The organism is Pseudonocardia aurantiaca (genome assembly GCF_039526725.1).
In the GTDB taxonomy this organism is placed as follows: domain Bacteria; phylum Actinomycetota; class Actinomycetes; order Mycobacteriales; family Pseudonocardiaceae; genus Pseudonocardia; species Pseudonocardia aurantiaca.
This window is the reverse complement of the sequence record NZ_BAAAJG010000029.1, coordinates 33,691-58,489: the sequence shown is the minus strand read 5'-3', so window position 1 is coordinate 58,489 and position 24,799 is coordinate 33,691. Positions and strand designations below refer to the sequence as shown.

Sequence of the window (24,799 nt, the reverse complement as noted above, 5' to 3'; positions counted from 1 at the left end):
CCGCGCTCGTGAGGAGGTGTCGTGGTTGTACCGCCGCCCCGCACGCTGCTCGCCTCCCTGGGGTTCGCCGCCGCGGCGGCGCTGCTGCTGCCACTTCCCTGGTTGACGGCGCCCCGGGCGCCTGTCGTGCTGGTCGGAACGGGCCCGGCCACCCGCGGCGAGGCCGCCGGCCAGGCGGGGTGGGAGCTGGCCGGGCCGGTCACCACCACCCTGCTCGTCGCGCTGGTCGTGGCGGCCGCCGTGCTGCTCGCGGTGCGCCGCAGCGGTGCGGCACGGGTCGTGCTCGTGCTGGCGGGCGCCACGGGAGTGGCCGTCGGGGCCGGTGTGCTCGTCGGACGAGGGGCGAGCCTCCCGGCGGCCGCGGCGGCGGTCTGCGGAGCGGCGGCAGCCGTGCTCGCCGCGCTCGGCTTGCCGGCGATCCTCGCGGTGGCGCTCCTCGCCGCCGTGGTGCCCGTGCTCCCCGGCGGCCCGGTGAACCGCGCCGCACCAGACACGGCCGCACCAGACACGGGAGGTGCGGCCGGACCGTTCGTCCGCGTCGCGCGCCTGGACGCGGCCGCCGCCGTCGCGGTTGTCGTCGACGGGCGGGCGGGCGTCGTCACCGCGGGCGGGCTCACCGTCCTCGACGCGGCAGGGAACGCCGAGGTCCTCGCCACGACCCCCGACGGCCCGCCGGAGCGCGCGTCGATCATCGGTGCGGCCGGCGGGCGGGTGGTGCGCTGGTCGGCGGCCGACGCGGTCACCGTCACGGGACTCGACGAGCGCGACCCGGTGGCCGTCACCGTGCACGGGGTGAGCGCCGCGAGTCCTTTAGGCGCGGATGGCACGCTCTGGGTGCGCGCCACTAGCGACCCACCCGGCACGGCCCGCCTGCTCGACCTCGCCCAGCGCGACGGCGAGCAGACCGCCGATGCCACCTACCTGCCCGTCTTCGCGATACACGGGCCCACCGCCAGCGCCGCGGTCGACGTCGCGACGCTGCTGCCGGTGGGGACGGGCGCCATCCGGGCGGTCCCCCAGGAGGCGGGGCAGCGGCTCGAGCGGCTCTCGGGCGACGCGAGTGGCCACACAACGGTGACGTTGCTGGCGGGTGGCCTGGACGCCACCTGCGGCCTGACGCGCTCCGGCCCGGCGAGCTTCCTCCCGCAGCCGGGCCCGCTGGCGGCGGACGGCGAGGGCGGCGTCTGGTTCGTGACCGGACCGGCTCCTGACGGGAGGCTGGCCCGCCTCGGGCCGGACGGCGAGCTCCGAGTGGTCGCCGCGCCGCTGCCGGGTGTGGCGTCGTCGATGGTCGTCACGCCCGACGGGGAACCGGTGCTGACTCTGGCCGACGCGGCCGGCCCCGCGCTATGGCGGCTGCCCGACCCCGCCGCCGCGCTGACGGACCTGCCTGCCCCGGCACCCGGCTGCGCCGCCCCGCTCGCCCCGCTCGCCCCACCGGTCGCGCTGGTGCCCGTCAGCCGGACGGGCCGCGACAGGCTCGGCATCCCGCTGGGCGCCGACGGCCGCTGGGCGTCCGCCGGACCGGGCGGCGAGATCGCGGTGGTGGCCCCCGGCGGCGCGCGCACACCTGTCGGCGTCCGCGCGGACGGCGGCGCCGGGCCGGTGTGGCCCGACGGTTCGGGCGGCGTCTGGTGGGTGGAGGCGCCGGGCACCCCGGTGCACGGCACGGCGGCGGGCACCGACCGGTTCCCCCAGCTGCGACAGGACGGGTCGGAACTGGTTCCCGACCTGGGCGGGCGCCCGCCCCTGCTCGTGACGGCCACCGGCGCCTTCCGCGTCGGCTCCCGCTCGCCGCTGCCCGTGGTCGGCGGCCGGGTCGCCGGTGGGGTCGTCCGGGCCGACGGCCGGGGCTGGCTGCTCGCAGACGGCGGGCTCATCGCTCTCGACGGCGACCACATGCTCGGCGCGGTGATCGACCCCGGCGACCGGCGGGCCGACACCACGCCCGTGGCAGTGCAGCTCGCCAAGGGTGTGGCGCCGGCAGCGCTCGCGCTCCCGCGCGCGACGGTCGCCCTGGACGGCGCGGGGCGCGCCGTCGTCGTCGCGGACGACGTCGTGCTCGCCGTCCGCGACGACGGCTCCGTGAGCGTGGTCGCGCAGGACCGGCGCCTGGCCGCGCTCCCGGTGTTCGCCGCCGAGGGCGGGCTGGTCGCGCACGACCGCGGCGACCTGCTCCGCGTGGACCTGCCGCGGTAGCCGGTGCGCCCCAGTCGAAGCCTGGATGCTCACATGTGGCACGAATGGGCGGTGAACCGTTCGGCTCAGCCCCAGGCAGCCCGGCGCGGGTTGCCCGCCGTGGTAAGGCGGCGGGTGGTCGCGGCGAGCACGGCGACGATCGCCATCGCACCCGCCACCACCACCGCGGCGGGTGGGTCGTTCAGTGCGATGCCCATGATCGCCCACGCGGTGGCGGCGGCGTAGCCGACGACCGCGGTGCCGGACAGGATCACCCAGCAGATGATGGCCGTGACCGCGAGCAGCACGACCACCGCGGCGATCGCCGCGAGCGCGCCCGTGCCGGGCAGCCCGACCCACGCGCCGGTGGCCGCGGTGCCGAGCACGAAGGCGAGCGACACCCAGCCCGTGTAGACGGCCACGATGCCGCGCAGCACCACCCGCTCGGTGACGGTCTCGGCAGGCACGCGGCTCAGCCGCCCGAACGCGACCGCGAGGCTCACCAGAAGCCCGATGAGCAGGAGCTCCGCCAGCGGTAGCAGCTCGGCACCGAACGAGAGCAGCCAGCCGGTGTTGAACACCGCCGACGCCAGCAGCCACCAGCCCGTCTCACGGTGGACCTGACGCGCTCGCTGGCGCGGGAGTAGCTGGTAGCCCGCGTAGGCGAGGAACCCGAGGTAGATCGGCACCCAGATGGCGAACGCCCAGTCGGCGGCCAGCAGCGGGGTGGCGTATCGGTGCGCCACGTCGCCGATCGGCTCGCCAACGGCACCGATCCCGGCGATGCCCGCCACCACGGTCTGGATCACCGCGAACAGCACGACGACGGCACTGCGGACGAGATCGGTGAGCGCGGAACGGTGGGACGACGCGACCGTCATGCGGTCATTGTCGACCCGGCCGACTCGAGGCGGCCACCCGGCCGACGGCGCGGGGCACTAACGCAGCAACAGCGCGTCGAGCCTGCGGGTCGCCATCACCACCCCCACCACGATCATCACCAGGAAGTACGCAGCGTGGCCGAGCATCCCGAGGTGCATGGCGCCGGTGGTGAGACCGCGCATCAGCTCCACGGCGTGGAAGAGCGGCATGCACTCCACCACGATCTGCAGCCACCGGGGGTAGACCGACAGCGGGTAGAAGGTGGTGGAGAACAGGAACATCGGCAGGATCACGAGAGTGACCAGGTCGAAGTCCTGCCACGACCGCATGTACGACGTGGCCGCCATGCCGACCGCCGCGAACGCGAACGCCACCACCAGCGCCGCTGGGAGCGCGAGCAGCGCCCACGGGGAGACCAGGAGCCCGAACGCGCCCATCACCGACAGGAAGCCCAGCGCGTAGAGGCCGCCGCGGATCAGCGCCCAGCTGATCTCGCCGAGCGCGATGTCGACGGGGCCGAGCGGGGTGGCGAGCATCGCGTCGTAGAGGCGGCCGTACTTGAGCTTGAAGAACACGTTGTACGTGGAGTCGAAGACGGCACCGTTCATGGCCGACGCGGCAAGAAGGCCCGGGGCGATGAAGGCCGCGTAGCTGATGGGAGCGCCGTCGGGGCCGGGGAGCGCGCCGACGAGCGACCCCAGCCCCTGCCCCATCGCGATCAGGTAGAAGACCGGTTCGAAGAACCCGGAGCCGAACGCGAGCCACGTGCGGCGCGACGCGGTGGCCGAGCGCAGCAGCAGCGTGTGGGACCGCCCGGCGTAGCTACCGGCCGGCAGGAGCCGGACCAGGAGCGGCAACGACGGGGCGGGCGCGGCGGGCACTCGTGTGCTCACGGCTCGAGCCTCCTGGTGAACAGCCGCACAGCCAGTACGCCGCCGAGCGCGAGCAGGGCGAGCAGGTAGGCGGTGTGGCCGAGCGCGGCCAGCGGGTGCCAGCGGTCCAGCGCGGCGGCCCTGGCGAGCTCGGTGCCGTGCCACAGCGGCGAGATCCACGCGAGGGGCTGGACCCAGGCGGGCAGCCGGTCGACGGGGAAGAACGTGCCGGAGAAGAGTGTCATCGGGATGACGACGAACCGGAACAGGGCGGTGAACGCCGTGCCCTCGTTCTCGAGCGTGGCGGCGAACGCAGTGACGAGCGCCGCGACCGCCGACCCGGCCAGCACCGCGGCGAGCAGGGACACCACGATGCCCGGGCCCGAAACGCCTCCGAAGATCGCGATGACGCCGACGTAGATGGCACCGGCGCCGGCCATCCTGATCGCGAGCCACAACAGGTGGCCGAGCGCCACCTGTGCCGGTGAGATGGGACCCGCGGCGATCGCGTGGAAGACCCGCTGCCACTTGAACCCGGACAGCACCGGATAGGTGGACTCGAACGCCGCGGTCTGCACGGCGGACACAGCCAGCAGCGCCGGCGCGAGCCACACGAGGTAGTCGACGCAGCCGGTGGCGGCCGCGGCGTTGCCGCCGCCGTCGACGAGCGCCCCGAAGCCGACCCCGAACGCCAGCAGGAACAGCAGCGGCTGCAGCACCGACGACACGACGGAGGCCCGCCAGTTCTTGCGGTACCAGACCCAGTTGTGCTCCACGACGAGCAGCACGCCGCACACCGGGCCGGGAGCGGCGCCGGTGGACGGGTGGGCGAGCGCGGGGCCTGTCATCAGTCGACCAGCGTGCGGCCGGTGAGGCGGAGGAAGACGTCCTCCAGCGACGAGCGGCGCACGAGCGCCGACAGCGGCTTGTAGCCCGCCAGCGCCACCTCGGCCTGCGCCTGCTCGCCGTCGGAGGTGTAGAGCAGCAGCCGGTCCGGCAGCTCCTCCACGCGCTCGACGAACGCCAGCCGCTCGACGAACGCCGCCGGCTCGCCGGGCGCGGGCGCGGCCTCCGGCGCGAACCGCAGCTCCAGCACCTCGCGGGTGGCGTAGCGCTCGATCAGCTCGGCCGGGGAGCCCTCCGCCACGATCACCCCGCGGTCCATCACGACCAGCCGGTCGCACAGCTGCTCGGCCTCGTCCATGTAGTGGGTGGTGATGATCTGGGTGACGCCTTCGCGTTTGAGCCGGTAGAGCCGCTCCCACAGCAGGTGGCGGGCCTGCGGGTCGAGGCCGGTGGTGGGCTCGTCGAGCAGCAGCAGCTCGGGCTCGTTGACCAGCGCGCGGGCGATCGTGAGGCGGCGCTTCATGCCGCCCGAGAGCGGCTCGACCTCGGCGTCGGCGCGCTCACTGAGCTGCGCGAACTCCAGCAGCTCCGTGGTCTTGGCGCGCACGTGGGCCTTGGAGAGCCCGAAGTAGCGGCCGTAGACCTCCAGGTTCTGCCGGACCGTGAGCTCCTGGTCGAGGTTGTCGAGCTGCGGGACGACCCCGATGCGCGCCCGGATGCGCGGGCCGTCGGTGCCAGGGTCCATACCCAGCACCTGCAGCGAGCCGTCGGTGCGCGGTGAGACGCATGCGATCATCCGCATCGTGGACGATTTGCCGGCGCCGTTGGGGCCGAGGAAACCGAACACCTCGCCGCGCGCAACATCGACGTCGATCCCGCGCACCGCCTCGAACTCGCCGAAGCGCTTGCGTAGGCCCCGCGCCTGGACCAGTCCGTCAGCCACGTAATGCACGTTAACCGCGCACCCCGACAGAACGCGCGTACGTTTCGGTCGCTGGAGGACTTCCCAACTCAGTAGACCGGTCTCTATAGTCAGCGGCGTGGGCGATCGAGGAGAGACACGCGGACGAGCCCTTCGCACGGCCGCCGGCCTGTTCCGGGCGCAGGGCTACCACGCGACGGGGCTGAACCAGGTGCTCAGCGAGGGCTCCCTGCCGAAGGGCTCGCTGTACTTCCACTTCCCCGGCGGGAAGGAGCAGCTCGCCGTCGAGTCGGTGCAGCTCATGGGCGACGAGCTCTGCGGCGCCCTCGAAGCGGCGCTCGCGGGCACGCCGGACCCCGTGGAGGCGCTCGAGCGGGTCGTGACCCTGCTCGGCGAGCATCTCGCCGCGTCGGACTTCCGGGAGGGGTGCCCGGTCTCGACTGTGGCACTGGACGCTGCCGCCACGAGCGAGCCGATCCGCACGGCCTGCGTGGGCGCCTACGACTCCTGGGAGTCGGTCATCGCGGGGCACCTGCGCGCGACCGGACTCCCAGATCCCGAAGACCTGGCCGTGGTCGTGCTCGCCGCGATCGAGGGGGCACTCGTGCTCTCCCGCACCCGTCGCGACCTCGCCCCGCTGCACGCCGTCGGCGCACGCCTGCGCGGACTCCTGCGATCGGAACGGAGCACGTCATGAAGGTCCACCATCTCAACTGCGCCACGATGCGGCCCTTCGGCGGGCGGCTGGTGAGCGGCACGGGATCGCTCCTCGCCACGGCCGAGATGGTCTGCCACTGCCTGCTCCTCGAGGCGCCCGACGGGCTCGTCCTCGTCGACACCGGTCTCGGCACCGGCGACGTCACCAATCCGGACGCGACGCTGACCCGCCGGTGGCGGCGGATGTGCCGCCCCGTGCTCGACCCGGAGGAGACGGCGCTGCGGCAGGTCGAGCGGCTGGGATACACGGCCGCCGACGTCCGGCACGTGGTGCTGACCCACCTCGACCTCGACCACGGCGGCGGCCTCCGGGACTTCCCCGGCGCGCAGGTGCACGTCCTGCGCGCCGAGCTCGACGCGGCCCTGGCGGCCCGGTCCGACAATGAACGCCAGCGCTACCCGCGGCGCCAGTGGGAGCACGGCCCCCAGTGGCGCCCGTACGACGCCGCGGGTTCGGACTGGTTCGGATTCCGGGCCGTCCGCGAGGTACGCGGCCTGCCGCCGGAGATCCTTCTGGTGCCACTGGCCGGGCACACCGTCGGGCACACCGGCGTCGCGGTGCGCGACGGCGACCGGTGGCTCCTGCACGCCGGAGACGCGTACTTCTTCCATGGCGAGATGCGTCCCGACGCCCCCACCTGCCCGCCGGCGCTGCGGATGATGCAGCGCCGGGTCGAGGTGGCGCGCGGGCTCCGGCTGGAGAACCAGGAGCGGCTTCGCGAGCTGGTGCGCTCGCACGGCGACGAGGTGGCGGTGTTCAGCGCGCACGACGCGGTGGAGCTGCGGGCGATGCAACAGCGCCACCCCGCCGGGCAGGGGCTCAGCCCAGGTTCGGGAACCAGAGCTTGATCTCGCGCTCGGCGCTCTCCGGCGAGTCGGAGCCGTGCACGAGGTTGTACTGGGTCTCGAGGCCGAAGTCGCCGCGGATGGTGCCGGGGGTGGCCTTGGCCACCGGGTCGGTGCCGCCGGCCAGCTGCCGGAACGCGGCGATCGCGCGCGGTCCCTCGACAACGGCCGCGAGCACCGGGCCGGAGGTGATGAACTCGAGCAGGTCGCCGAAGAACGGCTTGCCGTCGTGCTCGGCGTAGTGCTGCTCGGCGATGTCGCGCTCCACCGTGCGCAGCTCGAGGGCGACGATGTCGAGGCCCTTGCGCTCGATGCGGGCGAGGACCTCGCCGACCAGCTTGCGCTCGACACCGTCGGGCTTGACGAGGACCAGGGTGCGTTCAGTCACCCGCGAAGGGTATCGGCGGTCCCTTGACGGCTTCCGCCTGGGCGGGTGCTGAAAAGCTCCGGCCGTAGCGCGCAGTAGGCCCGAGCATTTCAGCGCGCTCCTAGGACCATGGCGGACTGCTCGAGCAGGACCTGCGGTCGGGTCAGGAGTCGCGGACCTGCTGGCTCGGCAGCTCGCCGCGGGCCATCTTCTGCGCCACGTCATGGCGCAGGACCAGGAGCCCGGCCCAGACGAGGGCGAACAACACACCTATGACGATCAGCGCAGGCACGAACAACCCGCACGCGATCACCGCGACCTGCAGGCCGAGTGCGAACCCGAGCCCCCACGGCCGTCGCTGCAGCCCGGCCGCGACGATCATCAGCACGGCCACCGCGGCGATCGCCGCCACTCCGAGCGGGGTGGCGCCCTCGCCGAACTTCGGCAGCACCAGCAGGGCGAGCGCCACCACGATCGCCTCGAGCGTGAGCGTGGCGGCGAAGACGCCCCGCACGCCCTTCATCGGGTCAGGAGCCGTCATGCGGGTTCCTTCCCGAACAGCGCCCGGGCCTCGCCCGCCGTGACGACCGAGCCCGTGATGATCACGCCGACGCCGGACTCGCCTGCTTCCTCGGCCAGCTCACCGGCCTGTTCGACGGCCGCGCCCAGCACCGGCTCCACGCTCACGCGGTCGGAGCCGAACACCTCCGCGGCGAGCGCGCCCAGCTCGTCGGGGTCCATCGCGCGGGGCGAGGAGTTCGCGGTGACGATCACCTCGTTCAGGACCGGCTCCAACTCCTCGAGAATCCCGCGGGCGTCCTTCTCGCGCATCACCCCCAGCACGCCGACGAGCCGCGTGAACCGGAACTCCGTGGTGAGCGCCGCAGCCAGCGCGCGAGCGCCGTGCGGGTTGTGGGCGGCGTCGGTGAGGACCGTCGGCACGCCCTGGCCGGCGGCGAGCCGCTCCAGCCGTCCCGGCGACTGCACGGAGGCGAAAGCCGCGCGCACGACGTCGGGGTCGAGCGGTTGCCGCGGCCCGGCGCCGACCAGCGCCTCGGTCGCGGCGAGGGCCAGCGCCGCGTTGCTCGCCTGGTGCTCGCCGTGCAGCGGCAGGAAGATGTCGTCGTAGGTGCCGGACAGGCCCTGCAGCGTGAGCCGCTGCCCGCCGACTGCCAGCTCCCGCTCGCGCACCCCGAACTCGGCACCCTCCCGCGCCACCTGCGCGTCCACCTCCACGGCGCGTTCGAGCAGGATCTCCGCCACCGCCTTGTCCTGCGCCGCAAGCACCGCGACGGAACCGGGTTTGATGATCCCGGCCTTCTCGCGCGCGATGGCGAGGACGTCGCTGCCGAGGTACTCGACGTGGTCCAGCCCGATCGGCGTCACGACCGCGACGGTGGCGTCGGCGACGTTGGTGGCGTCCCAGCGCCCGCCCAGCCCGACCTCGACCACGGCGGCCTCGACCGGCGCGTCGGCGAACGCGGAGAAGCCCATCGCCGTGAGCACCTCGAATTTCGAGAGCGCAGTGCCTTCCTTGGCGTCGATCAGCTCCACGAACGGCTTCACGTCGCGGTAGACCTCGACGTAGCGTTCGGGGGTGATCGGCCGGTTGTCGATGTTGATCCGCTCGGTGGCCCGCTGCAGGTGGGGGCTGGTGTAGCGACCGGTGCGCAGCCCGATCTCGCTGAGCAGCGCGTCGATCATCCTGGCCGTCGAGGTCTTGCCGTTGGTGCCGGTCAGGTGGACGACGGGGTAGCCGCGGTGCGGGTCGCCCAGCACGTCGACGAGTGCCGAGATCCGGTCGAGCGACGGCTCCATCACCGTCTCCGGCCAGCGGCGGTCCAGCTCCTGCTCGACCGCGAGGAACTCCGCGTAGCCGAGGGTGGACGACTGCGCGGGCACGACGTCGGGGGTCTCGCCGCCGCGGATGGCGTCGAGGACGTGCGAGACGACAGCGTCCTCGGCGGTCTCTTCGGGCGAGCGGACCTCGCCCTCACCTTCGGGTAGCTCGTCGTGCTCGCGCGTCACGTGTCCGAGTCTACGAGCCGGGACCGGCCGATACCGTGGGCGCATGACGCGTCCCGTTCCTGCCCTGCCGGAACGGCCCACGATCGACGGCCTCGAGCCGAAGTGGGCCGGGCGCTGGGACGCGATGGGCGTATACGACTTCGACCGCAGCCGGCCGCGCGCCGAGGTGTTCGCCATCGACACCCCGCCGCCCACGGTCAGCGGGTCGCTGCACGTGGGGCACGTCTTCTCCTACACCCACACCGACGCCGTGGCCCGCTACCAGCGGATGCGCGGGCGCACGGTGTTCTACCCGATGGGCTGGGACGACAACGGCCTGCCCACCGAGCGGCGCGTGCAGAACCACTACGGCGTGCGCTGCGACCCGTCGCTGCCCTACGACCCGGACTTCGAGCCGCCTGAGCGACCAGGCGACCGCCAGATCCCGGTGTCGCGGCGCACCTTCATCGAGCTGTGCGAGCGGCTGGCCAGGGAGGACGAGGCCGCGTTCGAGGCGCTGTGGCGGCGGCTCGGGCTCTCGGTCGACTGGTCGATGACCTACCAGACGATCGACGCCGACGCCCGGGCCACCGCGCAACGCGCGTTCCTGCGCAACCTCGCCCGCGGGGAGGCCTACCTCAGCGAGGCGCCGACGCTCTGGGACGTCACGTTCCGCACGGCCGTGGCGCAGGCCGAGCTGGAGGACCGGGAGCGCCCGGCCGCGTACCACCGTCTCCTGTTCGAGCGGGCCGACGGTACCGACCTGGAGATCGCCACCACCCGTCCCGAGCTGCTCCCGGCGTGCGTCGCCCTGGTCGCGCACCCCGACGACGAGCGACACCGCCCGCTGTTCGGCACAACCGCGCGCACGCCGGTGTTCGGCGTCGAGGTGCCGGTGCTCGCGCACCGCACCGCCGACCCGGAGAAGGGCTCCGGCATCGCGATGGTGTGCACGTTCGGCGACACCACCGATGTCATGTGGTGGCGCGAGCTGCAGCTTCCGACGCGCGCGGTGATCGGCTGGGACGGCCGGTTCGTCGCCGACCCGCCCGCGGGCCTCGATACGGAACCGGCGCGCGCGGCGTACGCGGAGCTCGCGGGCGCCACGGCACACACGGCCCGGGAGCGGATGGTCGCGATGCTGCGCGAGCAGGGCCGCACGGCCGGTGACCCGCAGCCGATCGTCCACGCGGTGAAGTTCTACGAGAAGGGCGACAAGCCGCTCGAGATCGTCACCACCCGCCAGTGGTACCTGCGCAACGGCGGCCGCGACCCCGAGCTGCGCGCGGCCCTGCTGAAACGCGGACGCGAGCTGCAGTGGCACCCGGAGTACATGCGCGCCCGGTACGAGAGCTGGGTCGAGGGGCTCAATGGCGATTGGCTGATCAGCAGGCAGCGGTTCTTCGGTGTGCCGTTCCCCGTCTGGTACCGGCTCGACGAGCGCGGCGAGACCGTCACGGACGCGCCGATCACGGCGGACGAGTCGGCGCTGCCGGTCGACCCGAGCACCGACGTCCCACCGGGCTACTCGGAGGCGCAGCGCGGGGTGCCGGGCGGCTTCACCGGCGACCCCGACGTCATGGACACCTGGGCGACCTCGTCGCTCACCCCGCAGATCGCGGGCCGCTGGGAACGCGACGACGACCTCTTCGCGCGTGTGTTCCCGATGGACCTGCGCCCGCAGGCCCACGACATCATCCGCACCTGGCTCTTCTCCACGATCGTGCGCTCACACCTGGAGCACGAGGTGCTGCCCTGGCGGCACGCGGCGCTGTCAGGGTGGATCCTCGACCCGGACCGCAAGAAGATGTCGAAGTCCAAGGGCAACGTCGTGACGCCGATGGCGCTGCTGGAGGAGTTCGGCTCCGACGCGGTGCGCTACTGGGCGGCGAGCGCCCGGCCCGGCACCGACACCGCCTTCGACCCCGGCCAGATGAAGATCGGCCGCCGCCTCGCGATCAAGATCCTCAACGCGAGCCGCTTCGCGCTTTCCGCCGGCGCCGCCCCTGGCAACGTCACCGCCGCGCTCGACCAGGCCCTGCTCGCCGAGCTGGCCACCACTGTCGACGCCGCCACCGCCGCCCTCGACGACTTCGACTACGCCCGCGCGCTGGAGGTGACCGAGCGGTTCTTCTGGCACTTCTGCGACGACTACCTGGAGCTGGTCAAGGCTCGCGCGTACGGCGAGCACGGCGACGAGGCCGCGGCGTCGGCACGGGCCGGGCTGGGCACGGCGCTGTCGGTGCTGCTGCGGCTGTTCGCGCCGTTCCTCCCGTTCGTCACGGAGGAGGTCTGGTCGTGGTGGCAGGAGGGCTCGGTGCACCGCGCGCCATGGCCGAAGGCCGCCGACCTGCGCGGCCAGGCCGGCGCCGCGGACCCGGACGTCCTCACCTCGGCCACCGACGTCATCACGGTGGTGCGCCGGGCCAAGTCGGAGGCGAAGCTCTCCATGCGGGCAGAGGTGCGGCGGGCGGTGATCGCCGCGCCGCGCGCGGTGCTGGACCGGCTCGCGCTCGCGGAGGCCGACATCCGCTCGGCTGGGCGGATCCAGGACATCGACGTGCGGGAGCAGGACGGCGAAGCGGTGGAGGTGGCCGTCACCTTCTGACGGCCCCCAGGCCGCCCGCCTTCCCCAGGCTCTGCACACAGATACGCACCGCACACCCGTGAGATGAACACCAGCGCGCCCGGGGCAAGATCAAACTGCCCTGGTGCGAACCTCACGACCCACCCGCACCCAATGTGGACGCGTATGTGTGTGCAGAGCCTGTGCGGCGCTGCTCAGGCCTCCGGCAGCGCGGCCAGCCGTCCGGTCACCCGGGCGATCTCCGCCACCGCTGCCTCGCGGCGGGCTCGGATGCCCGTCACGACGTCGGCGGGCGCCTTCTCCACGAACTTCGGGTTGGCCAGCTTCTTGTCAGCCTGGTCCAGCTCCTTCTGCGCCGCGGCGAGGTCGCGGCCCAGCCGGGCCCGCTCCGCCGCGACGTCGATGGCGCCGGAGGTGTCGATCTCGACGTGGACCGGGCCGCCCGCCAGCAGGACGTCCAGCGTGGCGGTGGGCGCGAAGCCGTCGCCCGGGTCGTCGAGGCGGGCCAACGAGCGCAGCGCGGCGGCGGCCCCGCCCGGCCCTGGCTCGCCGAGCCCCACGCCCGCAAGGCCCTCGACGCGGGCGGCGACACGGCGGCTGTCCGGCAGGCCCTGCTCCGTGCGGAACCGGCGGACCTCGGTGACCAGCTTCTGCACATCGGCGAGCCGCACGTTGGCGGCGCTGTCGACCGGGGCGCCGGATCCGGTGGGCCACGGCGCGACCACCACCGACTCACGGCCGGTCAGCGCCGTCCACAACGCCTCGGTCACGAACGGGCTGATCGGGTGCAGTAGCCGCAGCAGGGCGTCGAGGACGTGCCCGAGCACCGCGCGGGTGCCGTCGGCGGTGCTCTCGTCGCGGAGCTGGACCTTGGCCAGCTCCAGGTACCAGTCGCACAGCTCGTCCCACGTGAAGTGGTAGAGGCCCTCGGTGGCCTTGGCGAACTGGAAGTCCTCCAGCAGCGCGTCGGTCTCCTCGGTGACCTCGGCGAGCCGGCCCAGGATCCACCGGTCGGCGTCGGTGCGCTCGTACTCGGCGGGCAGCGGCAGGTCGGCGGAGGCGCCGTTGGTGAGCGCGAGCCGCGTGGCGTTCCACAGCTTCGTGCCGAAGTTGCGCGAGCCGGCGACCCACTCCTCCGACAGCGCCATGTCCGCGCCCGGGTTCGCCCCGCGCGCGATCGTGAAGCGCAGCGCGTCGGCGCCATAGGTGTCGATGAGCTCCAGCGGGTCGATCGTGTTGCCCTTGGACTTCGACATCTTCTTGCCGTGCTGGTCGCGGATCAGCCCGTGCAGGAACACGTGCTCGAACGGCGGCTTCCCGTCCATCGCGTACAGCCCGAACATCATCATCCGAACGACCCAGAAGAACAGGATGTCGTAGCCGGTGACCAGCACGGACGTCGGGTAGTAGCGGTCGAGGTCGGCCGTCTGGTCCGGCCAGCCGAGCGTGGAGATCGGCCACTGGCCCGAGGAGAACCAGGTGTCGAGGACGTCCTCGTCCTGGTGCCAGCCCGGGCCTGACGGCGGCTGCTCGTCGGGGCCGACGCACACGACCTCGCCGTCCGGCCCGTACCACACCGGGATGCGGTGGCCCCACCACAGCTGCCGGCTGATCGTCCAGTCGTGCATGTTGTCGACCCAGTCGAAGAAGCGCTTCTCCAGCTCCTTCGGGTGAATCGTGGTGCGGCCGTCGCGCACGGCGTCGCCCGCTGCCTTCGCCAGCGGCTCGACCTTGACGAACCACTGCAGCGACAGCCGCGGCTCCACCACCGTGTCGCACCGCGAACAGTGGCCGACGGCGTGGACGTACGGGCGCTTCTCGGCCACGATCCGGCCCTGCGCGCGCAGCTCCTCGCGCACGGCCTCGCGCGCGGAGAACCGGTCCATCCCGTCGAAGCGGGTGCCCGTGCCGGAGATAACGGCGCCCTCGTCCATGATCGAGGGCATCGCCAGGTCGTGCCGGCGGCCGATCTCGAAGTCGTTGGGGTCGTGCGCCGGGGTCACCTTCACCGCGCCGGTACCGAACGTCGGGTCGACGTGCTCGTCGGCGACCACCGGGATCTTGCGCCCGACGATCGGCAGCTCGATCTCCCGCCCGACGAGGTGCGCGTAGCGCTCGTCGTCGGGGTGCACGGCCACGCCCGTGTCGCCGAGCATCGTCTCCACGCGGGTGGTGGCGACGACGACGGCGTCCTCGCCGTCCCCGTAGCGGATGGAGACGAGCTCGCCCTCGTCGTCGTGGTGGTCGACCTCGATGTCCGAGAGCGCCGTGTGGCACCGCGGGCACCAGTTGATGATCCGCTCGGCCCGGTAGACGAGGCCGTCGTCGAAGAAGCGCTTGAACATCGTCTGGACCGCGCGCGAGAGGCCCTCGTCCAGCGTGAAGCGCTCGCGCGTCCAGTCGACGCCGTCGCCGAGGCGGCGCATCTGACCGAGGATCGACCCGCCGGACTCGGCTTTCCACTCCCAGACCTTGTCGACGAACTCCTCACGGCCCAGGTCGTGGCGGGACTTCCCGGCCGCGGCGAGCCGGCGCTCCACGACGTTCTGGGTGGCGATGCCGGCGTGGTCCATGCCGGGCAGCCACAGCGCGTCGTAACCCTGCATCCGGCGGCGCCGGGTCAGGATGTCGATCAGCGTGTGGTCCATGGCGTGCCCGAGGTGCAGGCTGCCGGTGACGTTGGGCGGCGGGATGACGATGCAGAACGGCGGCTTGCCCGACTCCGGGTCGGCCTCGAAGTACCCGCGCTCCACCCACCGCTCGTAGAGCACGCCCTCTACCTCGCCCGGGTTCCACTGGGCGGGCAGGTCGGCAGTGCGCGGTGGGAGGGTGTCGGTCACCGCTCCAGTTTACGGACCGGAAACGGCTGGCCTGCCGGGCCCCGCTGCGGCTCCTGTCTCAGGGTTTGGAAGGCGACACTCCTGACGTTGAACGTCTGGAGTGTCACCTTCCTGACGTCCGGGCGGCTCAGATGGGCAGGAACAGCGCGTGCAGCCGGTCGAAGCCCAGCACGCGGGCGAGGCGGCGCTCGCGCACCAGCCGCAGGTCCAGCGCCTTGACGTGGCCGCTCGTCGGCTCGTAGACGCGCCACTGCCCGTCGTCGAGCACGCCGAGCGCCATCACGTAGTGCCGCGGCGCCAGCGGCTGCCCGACGAGCATCGGCACCGGCCGGCCCGCGGTGAGCGCGGCACGGGCGGCGTCCAGCGCGGGTTCGAGGTCGGCCGCGGAGACGTCGTCGACGAAACGCACGCGGTACGGCCCGGCCGCCGGGGCGTTCCGGCGCAGCCAGCGCACCATCCCCCACGGCGTGGTGCCCAGCGCCTGCGGCCAGAACCGCGTGGACTCGCGGTGCACCTCCCGCTGCCGCGCGTTGTAACGGGCGCCGAACCCGGCGGCCACGCCCGCTCGCGCCCCGGACGTGACGGCGGTGCCTGCCCCGCCGGATCCCGCCGCGCTCCCGCCGCGCTGCTCGCCGTCGAGGCGCAGCGTCTCGGCCGGGTCGGCCCACGCCGTCAGCGCGATCAGGACCGCGCTCCCGCAGGTGGTGCCGTCCACCTGGTCGAGCCGCGCGCCGCCCCGGCGCTGCTCGCCGAGGCCGTCACCGAGCAGTGGACGCCGGCCCGCCGCCAGCGGCCGAACCTGCGCCCCGCTCGCCGCCTCGGACCCGCCCACGATCGGCAGGCGCCCGACGAGCGACTGGATCTGCCGCACCACCCCGAACACCGTCCGCATGTCGCAATCCTCCCCCGCGGCCGGGCCGTCTCGCCATGTCGCCTGCCGAGCGGAGGCGACCGACGTCCAGCGGGGTGGCCCCGCTGACGTTGAGTGTCAGCAAGGCCACTCCGCTGACGTTCAGCGACCCTGGTCCTTCAGCGGCTCTGGTCCTTCAGCGGGTCCTTCAGCGACTCTGGGGCTGCAGCGTCGTCGACCAGAGCTCGCCCCCGGTGTGGCCGCACAGTGCCACCCGCAGCTCGCCGCCGCCGGGTGCCACCTCCACCTCGCCGAAGTGCTGGAACCCGTCGAGCGGGGAGGTGTTCGCGGCGGGTGGAGCCTGGACGAACACGGCCTCCGGCCCGAACGTCGGGTCAAGCGGGTTCGGCCCGAACGCCCTGGCGTGCAGCGGGCCGGACACGAACTCCCAGAACGGGTCGAACTCGGTGAAGGCCGCGCGGTCGGGCGAGTAGTGGTGCGCCGCGGTGTAGTGCACGTCGGCGGTCAGCACCGGACTGCACGCCGTGGGTCAGCACGGGACGTCCGGAGGGGACGACGGCTGGGGCTGCGATCGCGGACGTGGCCGTACCCAGGGGGATCGCGGCGACGAGCCCGCCGATGGCGGTGGAGCGGAGCACGGTGCGCCGGTCGACGGCACGATGGGGGGAGAGCATGCGCAAGGTGTAACCCGATCAGGTGAATGAGCACCGGACCGCGCAGGCGACGGATCGATGAACTCTCGATCAGCTGGCGAGGCCCTCGGCCCGGTCGAGCCGCCACGACACCAGGCCGACGACGATCGCCCCGGCGGCGAGCAGCACACCGAGCCATGCGGGCGCGGTGAAGCCGTAGCCGCCCGCGATCGCGAGGCCACCGAGGGCGGGGCCGAGCGAGTTGCCGACGTTGAACGCCGAGGTGTTGGTGGCGCTGGCGAGCGTCGGGGCCGCGCCGGCGAGCGCGAACACGCGGGCGTTGAGGGGCGCGCCTGCGATGAACGCGACGGCGCCGAGGAGCACCACCAGACCAACGACCACCACCGGGACCCGCGCGAAGAGCGCGACCAGCCCGAGCAGCGTGCCCGCCGCGGCGAGCCCGCAGAAGAGCGTCGGCCACGGGTACGGGTCGGCCAGCCTGCCGCCCACGACGACCCCGACGAGGCTCCCGATGCCGAAGCCGAGCAGCACTCCCGGCACCCAGCTCCCGTCCAGCCCCGTGACCTCGGTGAGCAGCGGCGCGATGTAGCTGAACGCCCCGATCATCGCCGACTGGTAGAGCGCGATCGTGCCGAACGCGAGCCACAGCCGGCCCCGGCGGAAGACTGCGAGCTCGGCAGCCAGGCGCGGGACGGGCGTGTCCGCCGTGCGTTCCGGCACGCTCACGAGCACCCCGACTGCGCCGAGGGCGGCAAGCCCGGCGACGGCCCAGAACGCCGAGCGCCAGCCGTACTCCTGCCCGAGCAGCGTGCCCAGCGGCACCCCAGCCACGTTCGCCACCGTCAGGCCGCCGAGCAGCACCGACAGCGCCATCGCCCGCATCTGCGGCCCCACCACCGTCACCGTGACGACGGCGGCGACCGCCCAGAACGCTCCCGTCGCCACCGCCGTGACGACCCGCGCCACCACGAGCACCGCGTAGTCCTGCGCCAGCGCGCCCACCACGTGCCCGACGATGAACACGGCGAGCGCCGCGAGGAGCGTCGTGCGGCGTGGGAGCCGGAGCGTCAGCACCGCCATCGTGGGCGCGCCGATGATCATCCCGACGGCGAACGCGGAGATCAGGTAGCCCGCCTCCGGGATGCCGACGCGCAGGTCGCGGGCCAGCTCCGGCAGCAGCCCGGCGATCATGAACTCGCTGGTGCCGAGCGCGAATATGCTCAGCGCGAGCACCGGGACGACCCGTGGGATGCGGGCGGTCGCGGGCTGCGCTGCGGTGGCGACCGGCACGGTGTTTCCCCTCGTCGACGACAGACGGCTCAACCGCCCGATGTTGCGGCGGCATTCCGCCGGAGCCGGCCGTCACCCCGCCTACGGTGGAGTCATGCTTGACTCCGCTGTCCGTGACTTCCTCACCGCCGGCACCCGCACCGGCAAGCTCGGGTTCGTCGCCGCCGACGGACGCCCGCTCGTGGCCCCGGTGTGGTTCGTGATCGAGGGCCCCGACGACGCCCCCGAGCTCGTGTTCAACACCGGCAAGACCACGGCGAAGGGCCGGGCGGTCGCCCGGGATCCCCGTCTGGTGCTCTGCGTCGACCTCGACGAGCCGCCGTACGCCTACGTCCAGGTGCAGGGCGTCGCGACGGTCTCGGAGGACCCCGACGAGCTGATCCGCACGGCCACCGCCATCGGCGCCCGCTACATGGGCGAGGACCGGGCCGAGGAGTTCGGCAAGCGCAACGGCGTGCCCGGTGAGCTGGTGGTGCGGCTGCGCGCCACCAAGGTGCTGGCCAACCTGGACGTGTCCGGCTGAGCCGGCGGCGTCAGGCGCTGCCCCAGCCGTCGGCCAGGGCGCTGATCTTCTGCGCGTAGTCGCGGGCCGCCACCGCCGGGTCGGCGGCGCGGCCGGCTGCCAGCCCTACGAGGAAGGCCGTGACCGGGGCGCCGGGGCGGCTCACGCCGTGGGCCACGTCGGAGGTCAGGTCGAGCACCATGTCCGTGGTGCCGCCGCCGGCCAGCGCGTCTTCCAGGCCCAGTTCCCGCGCCACCGCGGTGACCCACTCGGACAGGGCCTGTGCATCGCTGCTTCCACTCACGGGCCGACCCTACCCGTCCCGGGTGCAGCGGGCGTGATCAGCCGAACAGCGCCGGGATCTTGATGATGAGCTGGTAGAGCCCGTAGCCGAAGGGCACCAGCACCCACAGCCAGGCGACGACGGCCAGAGCCCATTGCTGCGGCCCCCACTGTTCGACGTCGGTGGTCGCGGTCTCGGTGCTCATGCCTGCACTCCCGTCTTGGCGCCCGCCTCGGCCGCGGCCGGCTCGTGGTACTTCTCGTTCACCGGACGGATCAGCTCGTTGCTGATGAAGCCGATCACCAGCAGCACGATCATGACCATGAACGCGGGGGTGTAGCGGCCGGGCCCCTGCACGCCCGCCGCGATCTGCGCGTCGGCGACCGCGTTGACGATCAGCGGACCCAGCACACCCGCGGTCGACCACGCGGTGAGCAGCCGTCCGTGGATGGCGCCCACCTGGTAGGTGCCGAAGAGGTCGCGCAGGTAGGCCGGCACCGTCGCGAAGCCCGCCCCGTAGAAGGACAGGATGAGGATCGAGCACAGCAGGAACACGACGCGGTTGGAGTTGGTCGTCAGCGTCAGCGTCAGGTACAGCAGCGCGCCCACACCGAGGTAGATCCGGTACATGTTCTTGCGGCCGAGGTAGTCCGACACCGACGACCAGAGGAGCCGGCCGAGCGAGTTCGCGAGCGACAGGATCGACACGAAGCCGACGGCCGCCGCCGCGAGCACCTCCGCAGGCGTGCTGTTGCGGAAGAAGTCGATGAAGATCGGGTTGGCACGCTCGAGGATGCCGATACCCGCCGTCACGTTGAAGCAGAGCACCACCCAGAGCAGCCAGAACTGCGGCGTCTTGATCGCGTTGCGCGCCGAGACATGGCTGCGGGTGATCATCGCGCTCTGCCGGCCCATCGACGGGTCCCACCCGGCCGGCCGCCAGCCCTCCGCCGGCACGCGGATGAGCAGCCAGCCCACGGACATGAAGACCGCGTAGATCAACCCCATGACGAGGAACGTCTGCGCGATTCCGTGGACGTCGGGGCTGTCGCCCGTCCCGCCGAACGCCGCGAGCAACTGCGACGTGAGCGGCGACGCGATCAGTGCGCCACCACCGAAGCCCATGATCGCGATGCCCGTGGCGAGACCCGGGCGGTCGGGGAACCACTTGATCAGGGTGGACACCGGCGAGATGTAGCCGATGCCGAGCCCGATCCCGCCCACGAACCCGTAGCCGACGACCACGAGCCAGTACTGCCCCAGCCAGAGCCCGAGCGCGGAGATCAGGAAGCCGGAAACGAAGCAGCACGACGACACGAACATCGCCCAGCGCGGGCCGTTCGCGTCCACCCTCGTGCCGAACACCGCCGCCGAGATGCCCAGCATGATGATGCCGAGGGTGAAGGGCAGTGCGCTCTCGACGCCGGAGATGCCGAGACCCTTCTCCAACGGCGCTTTGAACACGCTCCACGCGTACGCCTGCCCGATCGCCAGGTGGATCGACAGCGCGGCCGGTGGGATCAACCACCTGCTCCAGCCAGGCGGCGCGATGATGCGCTCGCGTTGCAGGAACCCGGCTGCCATGGCTGCTCCTCAGGCGTAACGACAAAGTCCGCGTGAACCTAGGTCGCGATGGATGCATCTGCAACCGTCGCACTTCCGACGAACTATGCAATCGTCCGACGGCTGACGAACGGTCGACCGCCGGTCATCGGCTGCCCATCCCACCAAAAACGGAACGCCGGTCCGCGTGTGCGGACCGGCGTTCCGGTGGCGGAGAACCTCAGGCAGAGCGTTCGCGGCGCTCCCGGCGGGCCGGGGTGCGCGGCACGATCGTGGGGTTCACGTTGCTGCGGACCGTCTGCTCGGTGACGACCACCTTCGCCACGTCGTCGCGGCTCGGGATGTCGTACATCACAGGCAGCAGCACCTCCTCCATGATCGCCCGCAGGCCGCGGGCGCCGGTGCCACGGAGGATGGCCTGGTCGGCCACGGCCTCCAGCGCGTCGTCGGTGAACTCCAGCTCCACGCCGTCCATCTCGAACAGCTTGCGGTACTGCTTCACCAGCGCGTTGCGCGGCTCCGTGAGGATCTTGACGAGGGCGTCCTTGTCCAGCGACGTCACCGAGGCCACGATCGGTAGGCGGCCGATGAACTCTGGGATCAGGCCGAACTTGATGAGGTCCTCGGGCAAGGTGTCGGAGAAGCTCTCCGCCGACTCCAGGTCGTTCTTCGAGCGGATCTCCGCCCCGAAGCCCAGCCCGCGCCGCCCCACCCGGTCACCGATGATCTTCTCGAGACCGGCGAAGGCGCCCGCCACGATGAACAGCACGTTGGTGGTGTCGATCTGGATGAACTCCTGGTGGGGGTGCTTGCGGCCACCCTGCGGCGGCACGCTCGCGGTGGTGCCCTCCAGGATCTTCAGCAGCGCCTGCTGCACACCCTCGCCGGAGACGTCCCGTGTGATCGACGGGTTCTCCGACTTGCGGGCGATCTTGTCGACCTCGTCGATGTAGATGATGCCGGTCTCGGCCCGCTTGACGTCGTAGTCTGCAGCCTGGATCAGCTTCAGCAGAATGTTCTCGACGTCCTCGCCGACGTAGCCCGCCTCGGTGAGCGCCGTGGCGTCCGCGATCGCGAACGGCACGTTCAGCAGCTTCGCGAGCGTCTGCGCGAGGTAGGTCTTGCCGCAGCCGGTGGGTCCCAGCATGAGGATGTTCGACTTGGCGATCTCGATGCCGTCGTTGCCGTCGTTGCCGCTACCGCGGCGCTCACCTGCCTGGATGCGCTTGTAGTGGTTGTAGACAGCCACTGACAAGGTGCGCTTCGTCTGGCTCTGTCCGACGACGTACTGGTCGAGGAAGTCGTGGATCTCGGCGGGCTTGGGCAGCTCGTCGAGCTTGACCTCACCGGCCTCCGCCAGCTCTTCCTCGATGATCTCGTTGCAGAGATCGATGCACTCGTCGCAGATGTAGACGCCAGGCCCGGCGATCAGTTTCTTGACCTGTTTCTGGCTCTTCCCGCAGAACGAGCACTTGAGCAGGTCACCGCCGTCGCCGATGCGTGCCATGAGTGCAGACCCCAAATCCTTTTCTGCGCTACCCCGTCCGGCGGGCCCGGTAGGAGCGTTCTCGTGACGGTACCCGCCCGACCCGCCTCCGGGCAGCATCAGCTCACCGGAGATTCATCAACGGGTCGGCCGGCGGTCGATGCCGGGGCCTGTGCTGGCCCCGGCACCCCCGGTCAGACTGCGGAGAGCTTGCGGCTCTGGATGATCTCGTCGACGATCCCGTACTCCTTGGCCTCATCGGCCGTGAGAATCCGGTCCCGCTCGATGTCCTCGTGCACCTGCTCCGGCGTGCGGCCGCTGTGCTTGGCCAGCGTGGCCTCGAGCAGCCGCCGCATGCGGGTGATCTCGGCCGCCTGGATCTCCAGGTCGGACACCTGGCCGTAGAAGCCCTCGGTGGCCGGCTGGTGGATCAGGATGCGCGCGTTCTGCACCGCGAGGCGACGGCCCGGCGTACCGGCCGCCAGCAGCACGGCGGCCGCCGACGCGGCCTGCCCGAGGCAGACCGTCTGGATGTCGGGGCGGATGAACTGCATCGTGTCGTAGATCGCCATCAGGGACGTGAACGACCCGCCGGGCGAGTTGATGTACATGCTGATCTCGCGGTCCGGGTCCGCCGACTCCAGGCACAGCAGCTGCGCCATGACGTCGTTGGCCGACGCGTCGTCGATCTGCACCCCGAGGAAGATGATGCGCTCCTCGAAGAGCTTGTTGTACGGGTTGGACTCCTTGACCCCGTAGCTCGTGCGCTCGACGAAGGACGGCAGCACGTACCGCGACTGCGGCATCTGGAAGTTGCTCACCTGCTGCTCCCGTTCCCGTTCTCGCTGACCGCGTCCGGAAGCTGCCCGGCGCGGGAGATCACGTGGTCGACGAAGCCGTACTCCAGCGCCTCCTGCGCGGAGAACCAGCGGTCGCGGTCGAAGTCCGCGGTGATCTTCTCGACCGGCTGGCCGGTGTGCCCGGCGATCAGCTCCGCCATCTCACGCTTGTGGCGCTTGAACAGCTCCGCCTGGATGGCGATGTCCGACTCCGTGCCCCCGACGCCCGCCGACGGCTGGTGCATCAGGATCTGGCAGTGCGGCAGCGCGTACCGCTTGCCGGGCGTGCCCGCCGAGAGCAGGAACTGCCCCATCGAGGCAGCCAGCCCCATCGCGTAGGTGGCCACGTCGCACTCGATGAACTCCATCGTGTCGAAGATGGCCATGCCGGCGGTGACCGAGCCACCGGGCGAGTTGATGTAGAGCGAGATGTCCGCCGCCGGGTCCTCTGCCGACAGCAGGAGCATCTGCGCGGCGATCCGGTTGGCGATGTCGTCGTCGACCTGCTGGCCGAGCACGATGATCCGCTGCTGGAGCAGCCGCTCGTACACCGAGTCGGACAGCGTCATCGATGTCGGTCCGGCGCCTCGCCGCATCGCTGCGCCGAATCGGTCCGCCACACGCGAACCGGTGTCCTGGGTCGTCACTTCACCCTGCCTTCTGCTGGTCAGCTCGCGTCTTGTTCAGATTCGACCCTACGCGGACGGACGCCGCGAACGCCGCGTAAGGCCTGGTTGTTCGCTGTGGGCGTGGCGCGGGCCCCGGCGACGGCTCAGGAGTCGGCGCGAGCCTTCTCGTCCGCCTGCTTCTCGGCTGCCGCCGGGCTCTCCTCGGCAGCCGTATCCGCAGCCGTATCCGCAGCCGTGTCCGCAGCCGTGTCCTCGGGAGCGGGCACCTCGAGCACCTGCGGCTCGGGCTCGTCGTCCTCGCCGAGCAGGTCGGACATGTCGACCGGCGCGCCGGACGCGTCGGTGACGGTGGCGGCCCGGACGGCGGCGATGAGGGCCTTGCTGCGCCGCACGTCGGAGTAGATGGCGCCGAGCTGGCCCGCTTCCTGAATGCGCCGCACGAACTCCTCCGGCGGCATCTGGTACTGCTGCGCCTGGAAGACGATGCGCTCGGTGAGCTCCTGATCGTTCACCGAGACCTGCTCGGCGTCGGCCAGCGCGTCGAGCACGAGCCGGGTGCGCACGGACCGCTCCGCCGCCTCCTTGGTGTCGGCGTCGAACTGCTCGCGGGTGCGGCCCTGGGCGCCCAGGAACTCCTCGAACTTGCTCTCGTCGTGCTCGAACGGGTGCACGGCGTCGTGGAGGGCGGAGTCGACCTCGGCCTGCACCACGCTCTCCGGCAGCGGCACCTCGGTGCCGTCGACCAGCGCGTCGAGCACCTTGTCGCGGGCCTGCGTGACCTGCTCCATGCGCCGCACGCGGCCGAGCCGCTCGCGCAGGTCGGCCGTGAGCTCGTCCAGGGTGTCGAACTCGCTGGCGAGCTGCGCGAACTCGTCGTCGGCGTCGGGAAGCTGGCGCTCCTTGACGGCGGTGACCGTGACCGTGACCTCGGCGTCCTGGTCGGCGAACTCGCCCGCGACCAGCTTGGAGGTGAAGGTGGCCGACTCGCCGTCGGACAGGCCCTCGATGGCCTCGTCGATGCCCTCGATCAGCCCGCCCTGCCCCACCTGGTACGAGAACCCGGTGGTGGTGGCCTCCTCGACGGGCTTGCCGTCGACGGCGGCCGACAGGTCGATGAGGACGAAGTCGTCTTTCGCGGCCGGGCGCTCGACGCCGGTAAGCGTGCCGAAGCGAGCGCGGAGGCTCTCCAGCTGCTCGTCGACGTCGTCGTCGCTCACGTCGACGTCGTCGACGGAGACGGCCAGCGAGTCCAGGTCGGGCAGCGTGAGCTCCGGGCGGACATCGACCTCGGCGGTGAACGCGAGCTTGTCGCCGTCCGCGATCTCGGTGACCTCGATTTCCGGGCGCCCGATCGGCGAGACGTCGTCGGAGGCGGTCACGACCTCGCTGTACTTGGCCGGGACGGCCCCGTTGACGACCTCCTCCAGCACCACGCCACGACCCAGCCGGGCCTCGATGATGCGCGCGGGGACCTTGCCCGGGCGGAAGCCGGGAACCCGGACCTGCTGCGCGATCTTCTTGTACGCGCGGTCGAAGTCCGGCTTCAGCTCGTCGAACGGCACCTCGACGTTGATCCGGACCCGCGTCGGGCTCAGCCGCTCGACGGTGCTCTTCACGGT

22 protein-coding genes and 1 pseudogene are annotated in these 24,799 nt (G+C 72.0%); 5 read left to right on the top strand and 18 right to left on the bottom strand.

Translation table 11 applies throughout. The features are described from left to right. Window positions 1-21: 21 nt before the first annotated feature. A complete protein-coding gene (locus ABD143_RS36025) occupies window positions 22-2,199 on the top strand; it encodes a hypothetical protein (protein ID WP_343987609.1) in 2,178 nt (725 codons plus the stop codon). A gap of 65 nt (window positions 2,200-2,264) precedes the next feature. Here the strand turns inward: ABD143_RS36025 and ABD143_RS36020 are convergent, their stop codons facing one another. The 4 genes from ABD143_RS36020 to ABD143_RS36005 are packed head-to-tail and all read right to left on the bottom strand — an operon-like array spanning window position 2,265 to window position 5,721. Then, window positions 2,265-3,059, bottom strand: coding sequence for a hypothetical protein (locus ABD143_RS36020; protein ID WP_343987606.1), 795 nt, complete (start codon window positions 3,057-3,059; stop codon window positions 2,265-2,267). Between the two features lie 57 nt (window positions 3,060-3,116). Next, on the bottom strand, window positions 3,117-3,953 hold the full coding sequence (locus ABD143_RS36015) for an ABC transporter permease (RefSeq protein WP_343987603.1): 837 nt from the start codon (window positions 3,951-3,953) through the stop codon (window positions 3,117-3,119). Continuing rightward, window positions 3,950-4,780: an ABC transporter permease gene (locus ABD143_RS36010; RefSeq protein ID WP_343987600.1), complete on the bottom strand. Its 831-nt coding sequence runs from the start codon at window positions 4,778-4,780 to the stop codon at window positions 3,950-3,952. Before ABD143_RS36010 ends, ABD143_RS36015 begins: the two co-directional genes overlap by 4 nt. After that, window positions 4,780-5,721: an ABC transporter ATP-binding protein gene (locus ABD143_RS36005; RefSeq protein WP_343987596.1), complete on the bottom strand. Its 942-nt coding sequence runs from the start codon at window positions 5,719-5,721 to the stop codon at window positions 4,780-4,782. The genes ABD143_RS36010 and ABD143_RS36005 overlap by 1 nt, the downstream gene beginning before the upstream one ends. A 97-nt stretch (window positions 5,722-5,818) precedes the next feature. On the opposite strand from ABD143_RS36005, the gene ABD143_RS36000 reads away from it, so the two are divergent. Beyond that, complete coding sequence (locus tag ABD143_RS36000; protein WP_343987594.1) at window positions 5,819-6,397, top strand: TetR/AcrR family transcriptional regulator; 579 nt, start codon at window positions 5,819-5,821, stop codon at window positions 6,395-6,397. Beyond that, complete coding sequence (locus ABD143_RS35995) at window positions 6,394-7,266, top strand: MBL fold metallo-hydrolase (protein ID WP_343987592.1); 873 nt, start codon at window positions 6,394-6,396, stop codon at window positions 7,264-7,266. The genes ABD143_RS36000 and ABD143_RS35995 overlap by 4 nt, the downstream gene beginning before the upstream one ends. Here the strand turns inward: ABD143_RS35995 and ndk are convergent. The 3 genes from ndk to folC all read right to left on the bottom strand — a co-directional run bounded on the left by ndk (window position 7,238) and on the right by folC (window position 9,703). Then, the gene (gene ndk / locus ABD143_RS35990) at window positions 7,238-7,651 is read right to left on the bottom strand and encodes a nucleoside-diphosphate kinase (RefSeq protein ID WP_343987589.1); all 414 of its coding nucleotides are present in this window, start codon (window positions 7,649-7,651) and stop codon (window positions 7,238-7,240) included. The two genes, ABD143_RS35995 and ndk, sit on opposite strands and share 29 nt — an antisense overlap. A 142-nt stretch (window positions 7,652-7,793) precedes the next feature. After that, the gene (locus tag ABD143_RS35985) at window positions 7,794-8,171 is read right to left on the bottom strand and encodes a DUF4233 domain-containing protein (protein WP_343987586.1); all 378 of its coding nucleotides are present in this window, start codon (window positions 8,169-8,171) and stop codon (window positions 7,794-7,796) included. After that, window positions 8,168-9,703, bottom strand: coding sequence for a bifunctional tetrahydrofolate synthase/dihydrofolate synthase (folC, locus tag ABD143_RS35980; RefSeq protein WP_379659757.1), 1,536 nt, complete (start codon window positions 9,701-9,703; stop codon window positions 8,168-8,170). The genes ABD143_RS35985 and folC overlap by 4 nt, the downstream gene beginning before the upstream one ends. On the opposite strand from folC, the gene valS reads away from it, so the two are divergent. Beyond that, on the top strand, window positions 9,702-12,245 hold the full coding sequence (valS, locus tag ABD143_RS35975) for a valine--tRNA ligase (RefSeq protein WP_343987583.1): 2,544 nt from the start codon (window positions 9,702-9,704) through the stop codon (window positions 12,243-12,245). The two genes, folC and valS, sit on opposite strands and share 2 nt — an antisense overlap. Before the next feature lie 173 nt (window positions 12,246-12,418). Here valS and ABD143_RS35970 read toward each other — a convergent pair whose 3' ends face one another. The 4 genes and pseudogenes from ABD143_RS35970 to ABD143_RS35955 form a co-directional block, all read right to left on the bottom strand. Beyond that, window positions 12,419-15,064 carry a valine--tRNA ligase gene (locus tag ABD143_RS35970; RefSeq protein ID WP_343987580.1) on the bottom strand — a complete coding sequence of 882 codons (2,646 nt, stop codon included), beginning with the start codon at window positions 15,062-15,064 and terminating at the stop codon, window positions 12,419-12,421. Between the two features lie 127 nt (window positions 15,065-15,191). After that, the gene (locus ABD143_RS35965) at window positions 15,192-15,956 is read right to left on the bottom strand and encodes a hypothetical protein (RefSeq protein ID WP_343987577.1); all 765 of its coding nucleotides are present in this window, start codon (window positions 15,954-15,956) and stop codon (window positions 15,192-15,194) included. A 166-nt stretch (window positions 15,957-16,122) separates the two neighbouring features. Beyond that, a pseudogene (locus tag ABD143_RS35960) lies at window positions 16,123-16,443 on the bottom strand (alkaline phosphatase D family protein); the annotation flags it as partial. Window positions 16,444-16,678: 235 nt separating this feature from the next. Then, entirely contained in the window at window positions 16,679-17,878 is a 1,200-nt protein-coding gene (locus ABD143_RS35955) for a Cmx/CmrA family chloramphenicol efflux MFS transporter (RefSeq protein WP_343987574.1), read from the bottom strand. A 94-nt stretch (window positions 17,879-17,972) separates the two neighbouring features. On the opposite strand from ABD143_RS35955, the gene ABD143_RS35950 reads away from it, so the two are divergent. Then, window positions 17,973-18,401 carry a PPOX class F420-dependent oxidoreductase gene (locus ABD143_RS35950; RefSeq protein WP_343987571.1) on the top strand — a complete coding sequence of 143 codons (429 nt, stop codon included), beginning with the start codon at window positions 17,973-17,975 and terminating at the stop codon, window positions 18,399-18,401. 10 nt (window positions 18,402-18,411) lie between these two features. On the opposite strand, the gene ABD143_RS35945 is transcribed toward ABD143_RS35950, so the two are convergent. The 7 genes from ABD143_RS35945 to tig form a co-directional block, all read right to left on the bottom strand. Further along, window positions 18,412-18,684: a DUF6457 domain-containing protein gene (locus ABD143_RS35945; RefSeq protein ID WP_343987568.1), complete on the bottom strand. Its 273-nt coding sequence runs from the start codon at window positions 18,682-18,684 to the stop codon at window positions 18,412-18,414. Between the two features lie 37 nt (window positions 18,685-18,721). Further along, window positions 18,722-18,868, bottom strand: coding sequence for an MFS transporter small subunit (locus ABD143_RS35940; protein WP_343987565.1), 147 nt, complete (start codon window positions 18,866-18,868; stop codon window positions 18,722-18,724). Then, entirely contained in the window at window positions 18,865-20,247 is a 1,383-nt protein-coding gene (locus ABD143_RS35935; RefSeq protein ID WP_343987562.1) for an L-lactate MFS transporter, read from the bottom strand. Before ABD143_RS35935 ends, ABD143_RS35940 begins: the two co-directional genes overlap by 4 nt. Window positions 20,248-20,446: 199 nt before the next feature. Then, a complete protein-coding gene (gene clpX, locus ABD143_RS35930; protein WP_343987559.1) occupies window positions 20,447-21,733 on the bottom strand; it encodes an ATP-dependent Clp protease ATP-binding subunit ClpX in 1,287 nt (428 codons plus the stop codon). Between the two features lie 173 nt (window positions 21,734-21,906). Continuing rightward, on the bottom strand, window positions 21,907-22,533 hold the full coding sequence (locus ABD143_RS35925; RefSeq protein ID WP_343987556.1) for an ATP-dependent Clp protease proteolytic subunit: 627 nt from the start codon (window positions 22,531-22,533) through the stop codon (window positions 21,907-21,909). Then, window positions 22,530-23,147 (bottom strand): ATP-dependent Clp protease proteolytic subunit, encoded by a 618-nt coding sequence (locus ABD143_RS35920; protein ID WP_379659775.1) that lies wholly within the window; start codon window positions 23,145-23,147, stop codon window positions 22,530-22,532. The genes ABD143_RS35925 and ABD143_RS35920 overlap by 4 nt, the downstream gene beginning before the upstream one ends. Before the next feature lie 176 nt (window positions 23,148-23,323). Continuing rightward, window positions 23,324-24,796 (bottom strand): trigger factor, encoded by a 1,473-nt coding sequence (gene tig / locus ABD143_RS35915; protein ID WP_343987550.1) that lies wholly within the window; start codon window positions 24,794-24,796, stop codon window positions 23,324-23,326. Window positions 24,797-24,799 lie beyond the last annotated feature (3 nt).

What these genes read in the sequence shown, in the direction of transcription:
- ABD143_RS35920 (WP_379659775.1), bottom strand. Translation starts at nt 23,147, where the DNA reads ATGCGGCGAGGCGCCGGACCGACATCGATGACGCTGTCCGACTCGGTG.
- ABD143_RS36010 (WP_343987600.1), bottom strand. Translation starts at nt 4,780, where the DNA reads ATGACAGGCCCCGCGCTCGCCCACCCGTCCACCGGCGCCGCTCCCGGC.
- ABD143_RS35935 (WP_343987562.1), bottom strand. Translation starts at nt 20,247, where the DNA reads ATGGCAGCCGGGTTCCTGCAACGCGAGCGCATCATCGCGCCGCCTGGC.
- ABD143_RS35950 (WP_343987571.1), top strand. Translation starts at nt 17,973, where the DNA reads ATGCTTGACTCCGCTGTCCGTGACTTCCTCACCGCCGGCACCCGCACC.
- ABD143_RS36020 (WP_343987606.1), bottom strand. Translation starts at nt 3,059, where the DNA reads ATGACGGTCGCGTCGTCCCACCGTTCCGCGCTCACCGATCTCGTCCGC.
- valS (WP_343987583.1), top strand. Translation starts at nt 9,702, where the DNA reads ATGACGCGTCCCGTTCCTGCCCTGCCGGAACGGCCCACGATCGACGGC.
- clpX (WP_343987559.1), bottom strand. Translation starts at nt 21,733, where the DNA reads ATGGCACGCATCGGCGACGGCGGTGACCTGCTCAAGTGCTCGTTCTGC.
- ABD143_RS35995 (WP_343987592.1), top strand. Translation starts at nt 6,394, where the DNA reads ATGAAGGTCCACCATCTCAACTGCGCCACGATGCGGCCCTTCGGCGGG.
- ABD143_RS35985 (WP_343987586.1), bottom strand. Translation starts at nt 8,171, where the DNA reads ATGACGGCTCCTGACCCGATGAAGGGCGTGCGGGGCGTCTTCGCCGCC.
- folC (WP_379659757.1), bottom strand. Translation starts at nt 9,703, where the DNA reads ATGCGCCCACGGTATCGGCCGGTCCCGGCTCGTAGACTCGGACACGTG.
- ABD143_RS35940 (WP_343987565.1), bottom strand. Translation starts at nt 18,868, where the DNA reads ATGAGCACCGAGACCGCGACCACCGACGTCGAACAGTGGGGGCCGCAG.
- ABD143_RS35965 (WP_343987577.1), bottom strand. Translation starts at nt 15,956, where the DNA reads ATGCGGACGGTGTTCGGGGTGGTGCGGCAGATCCAGTCGCTCGTCGGG.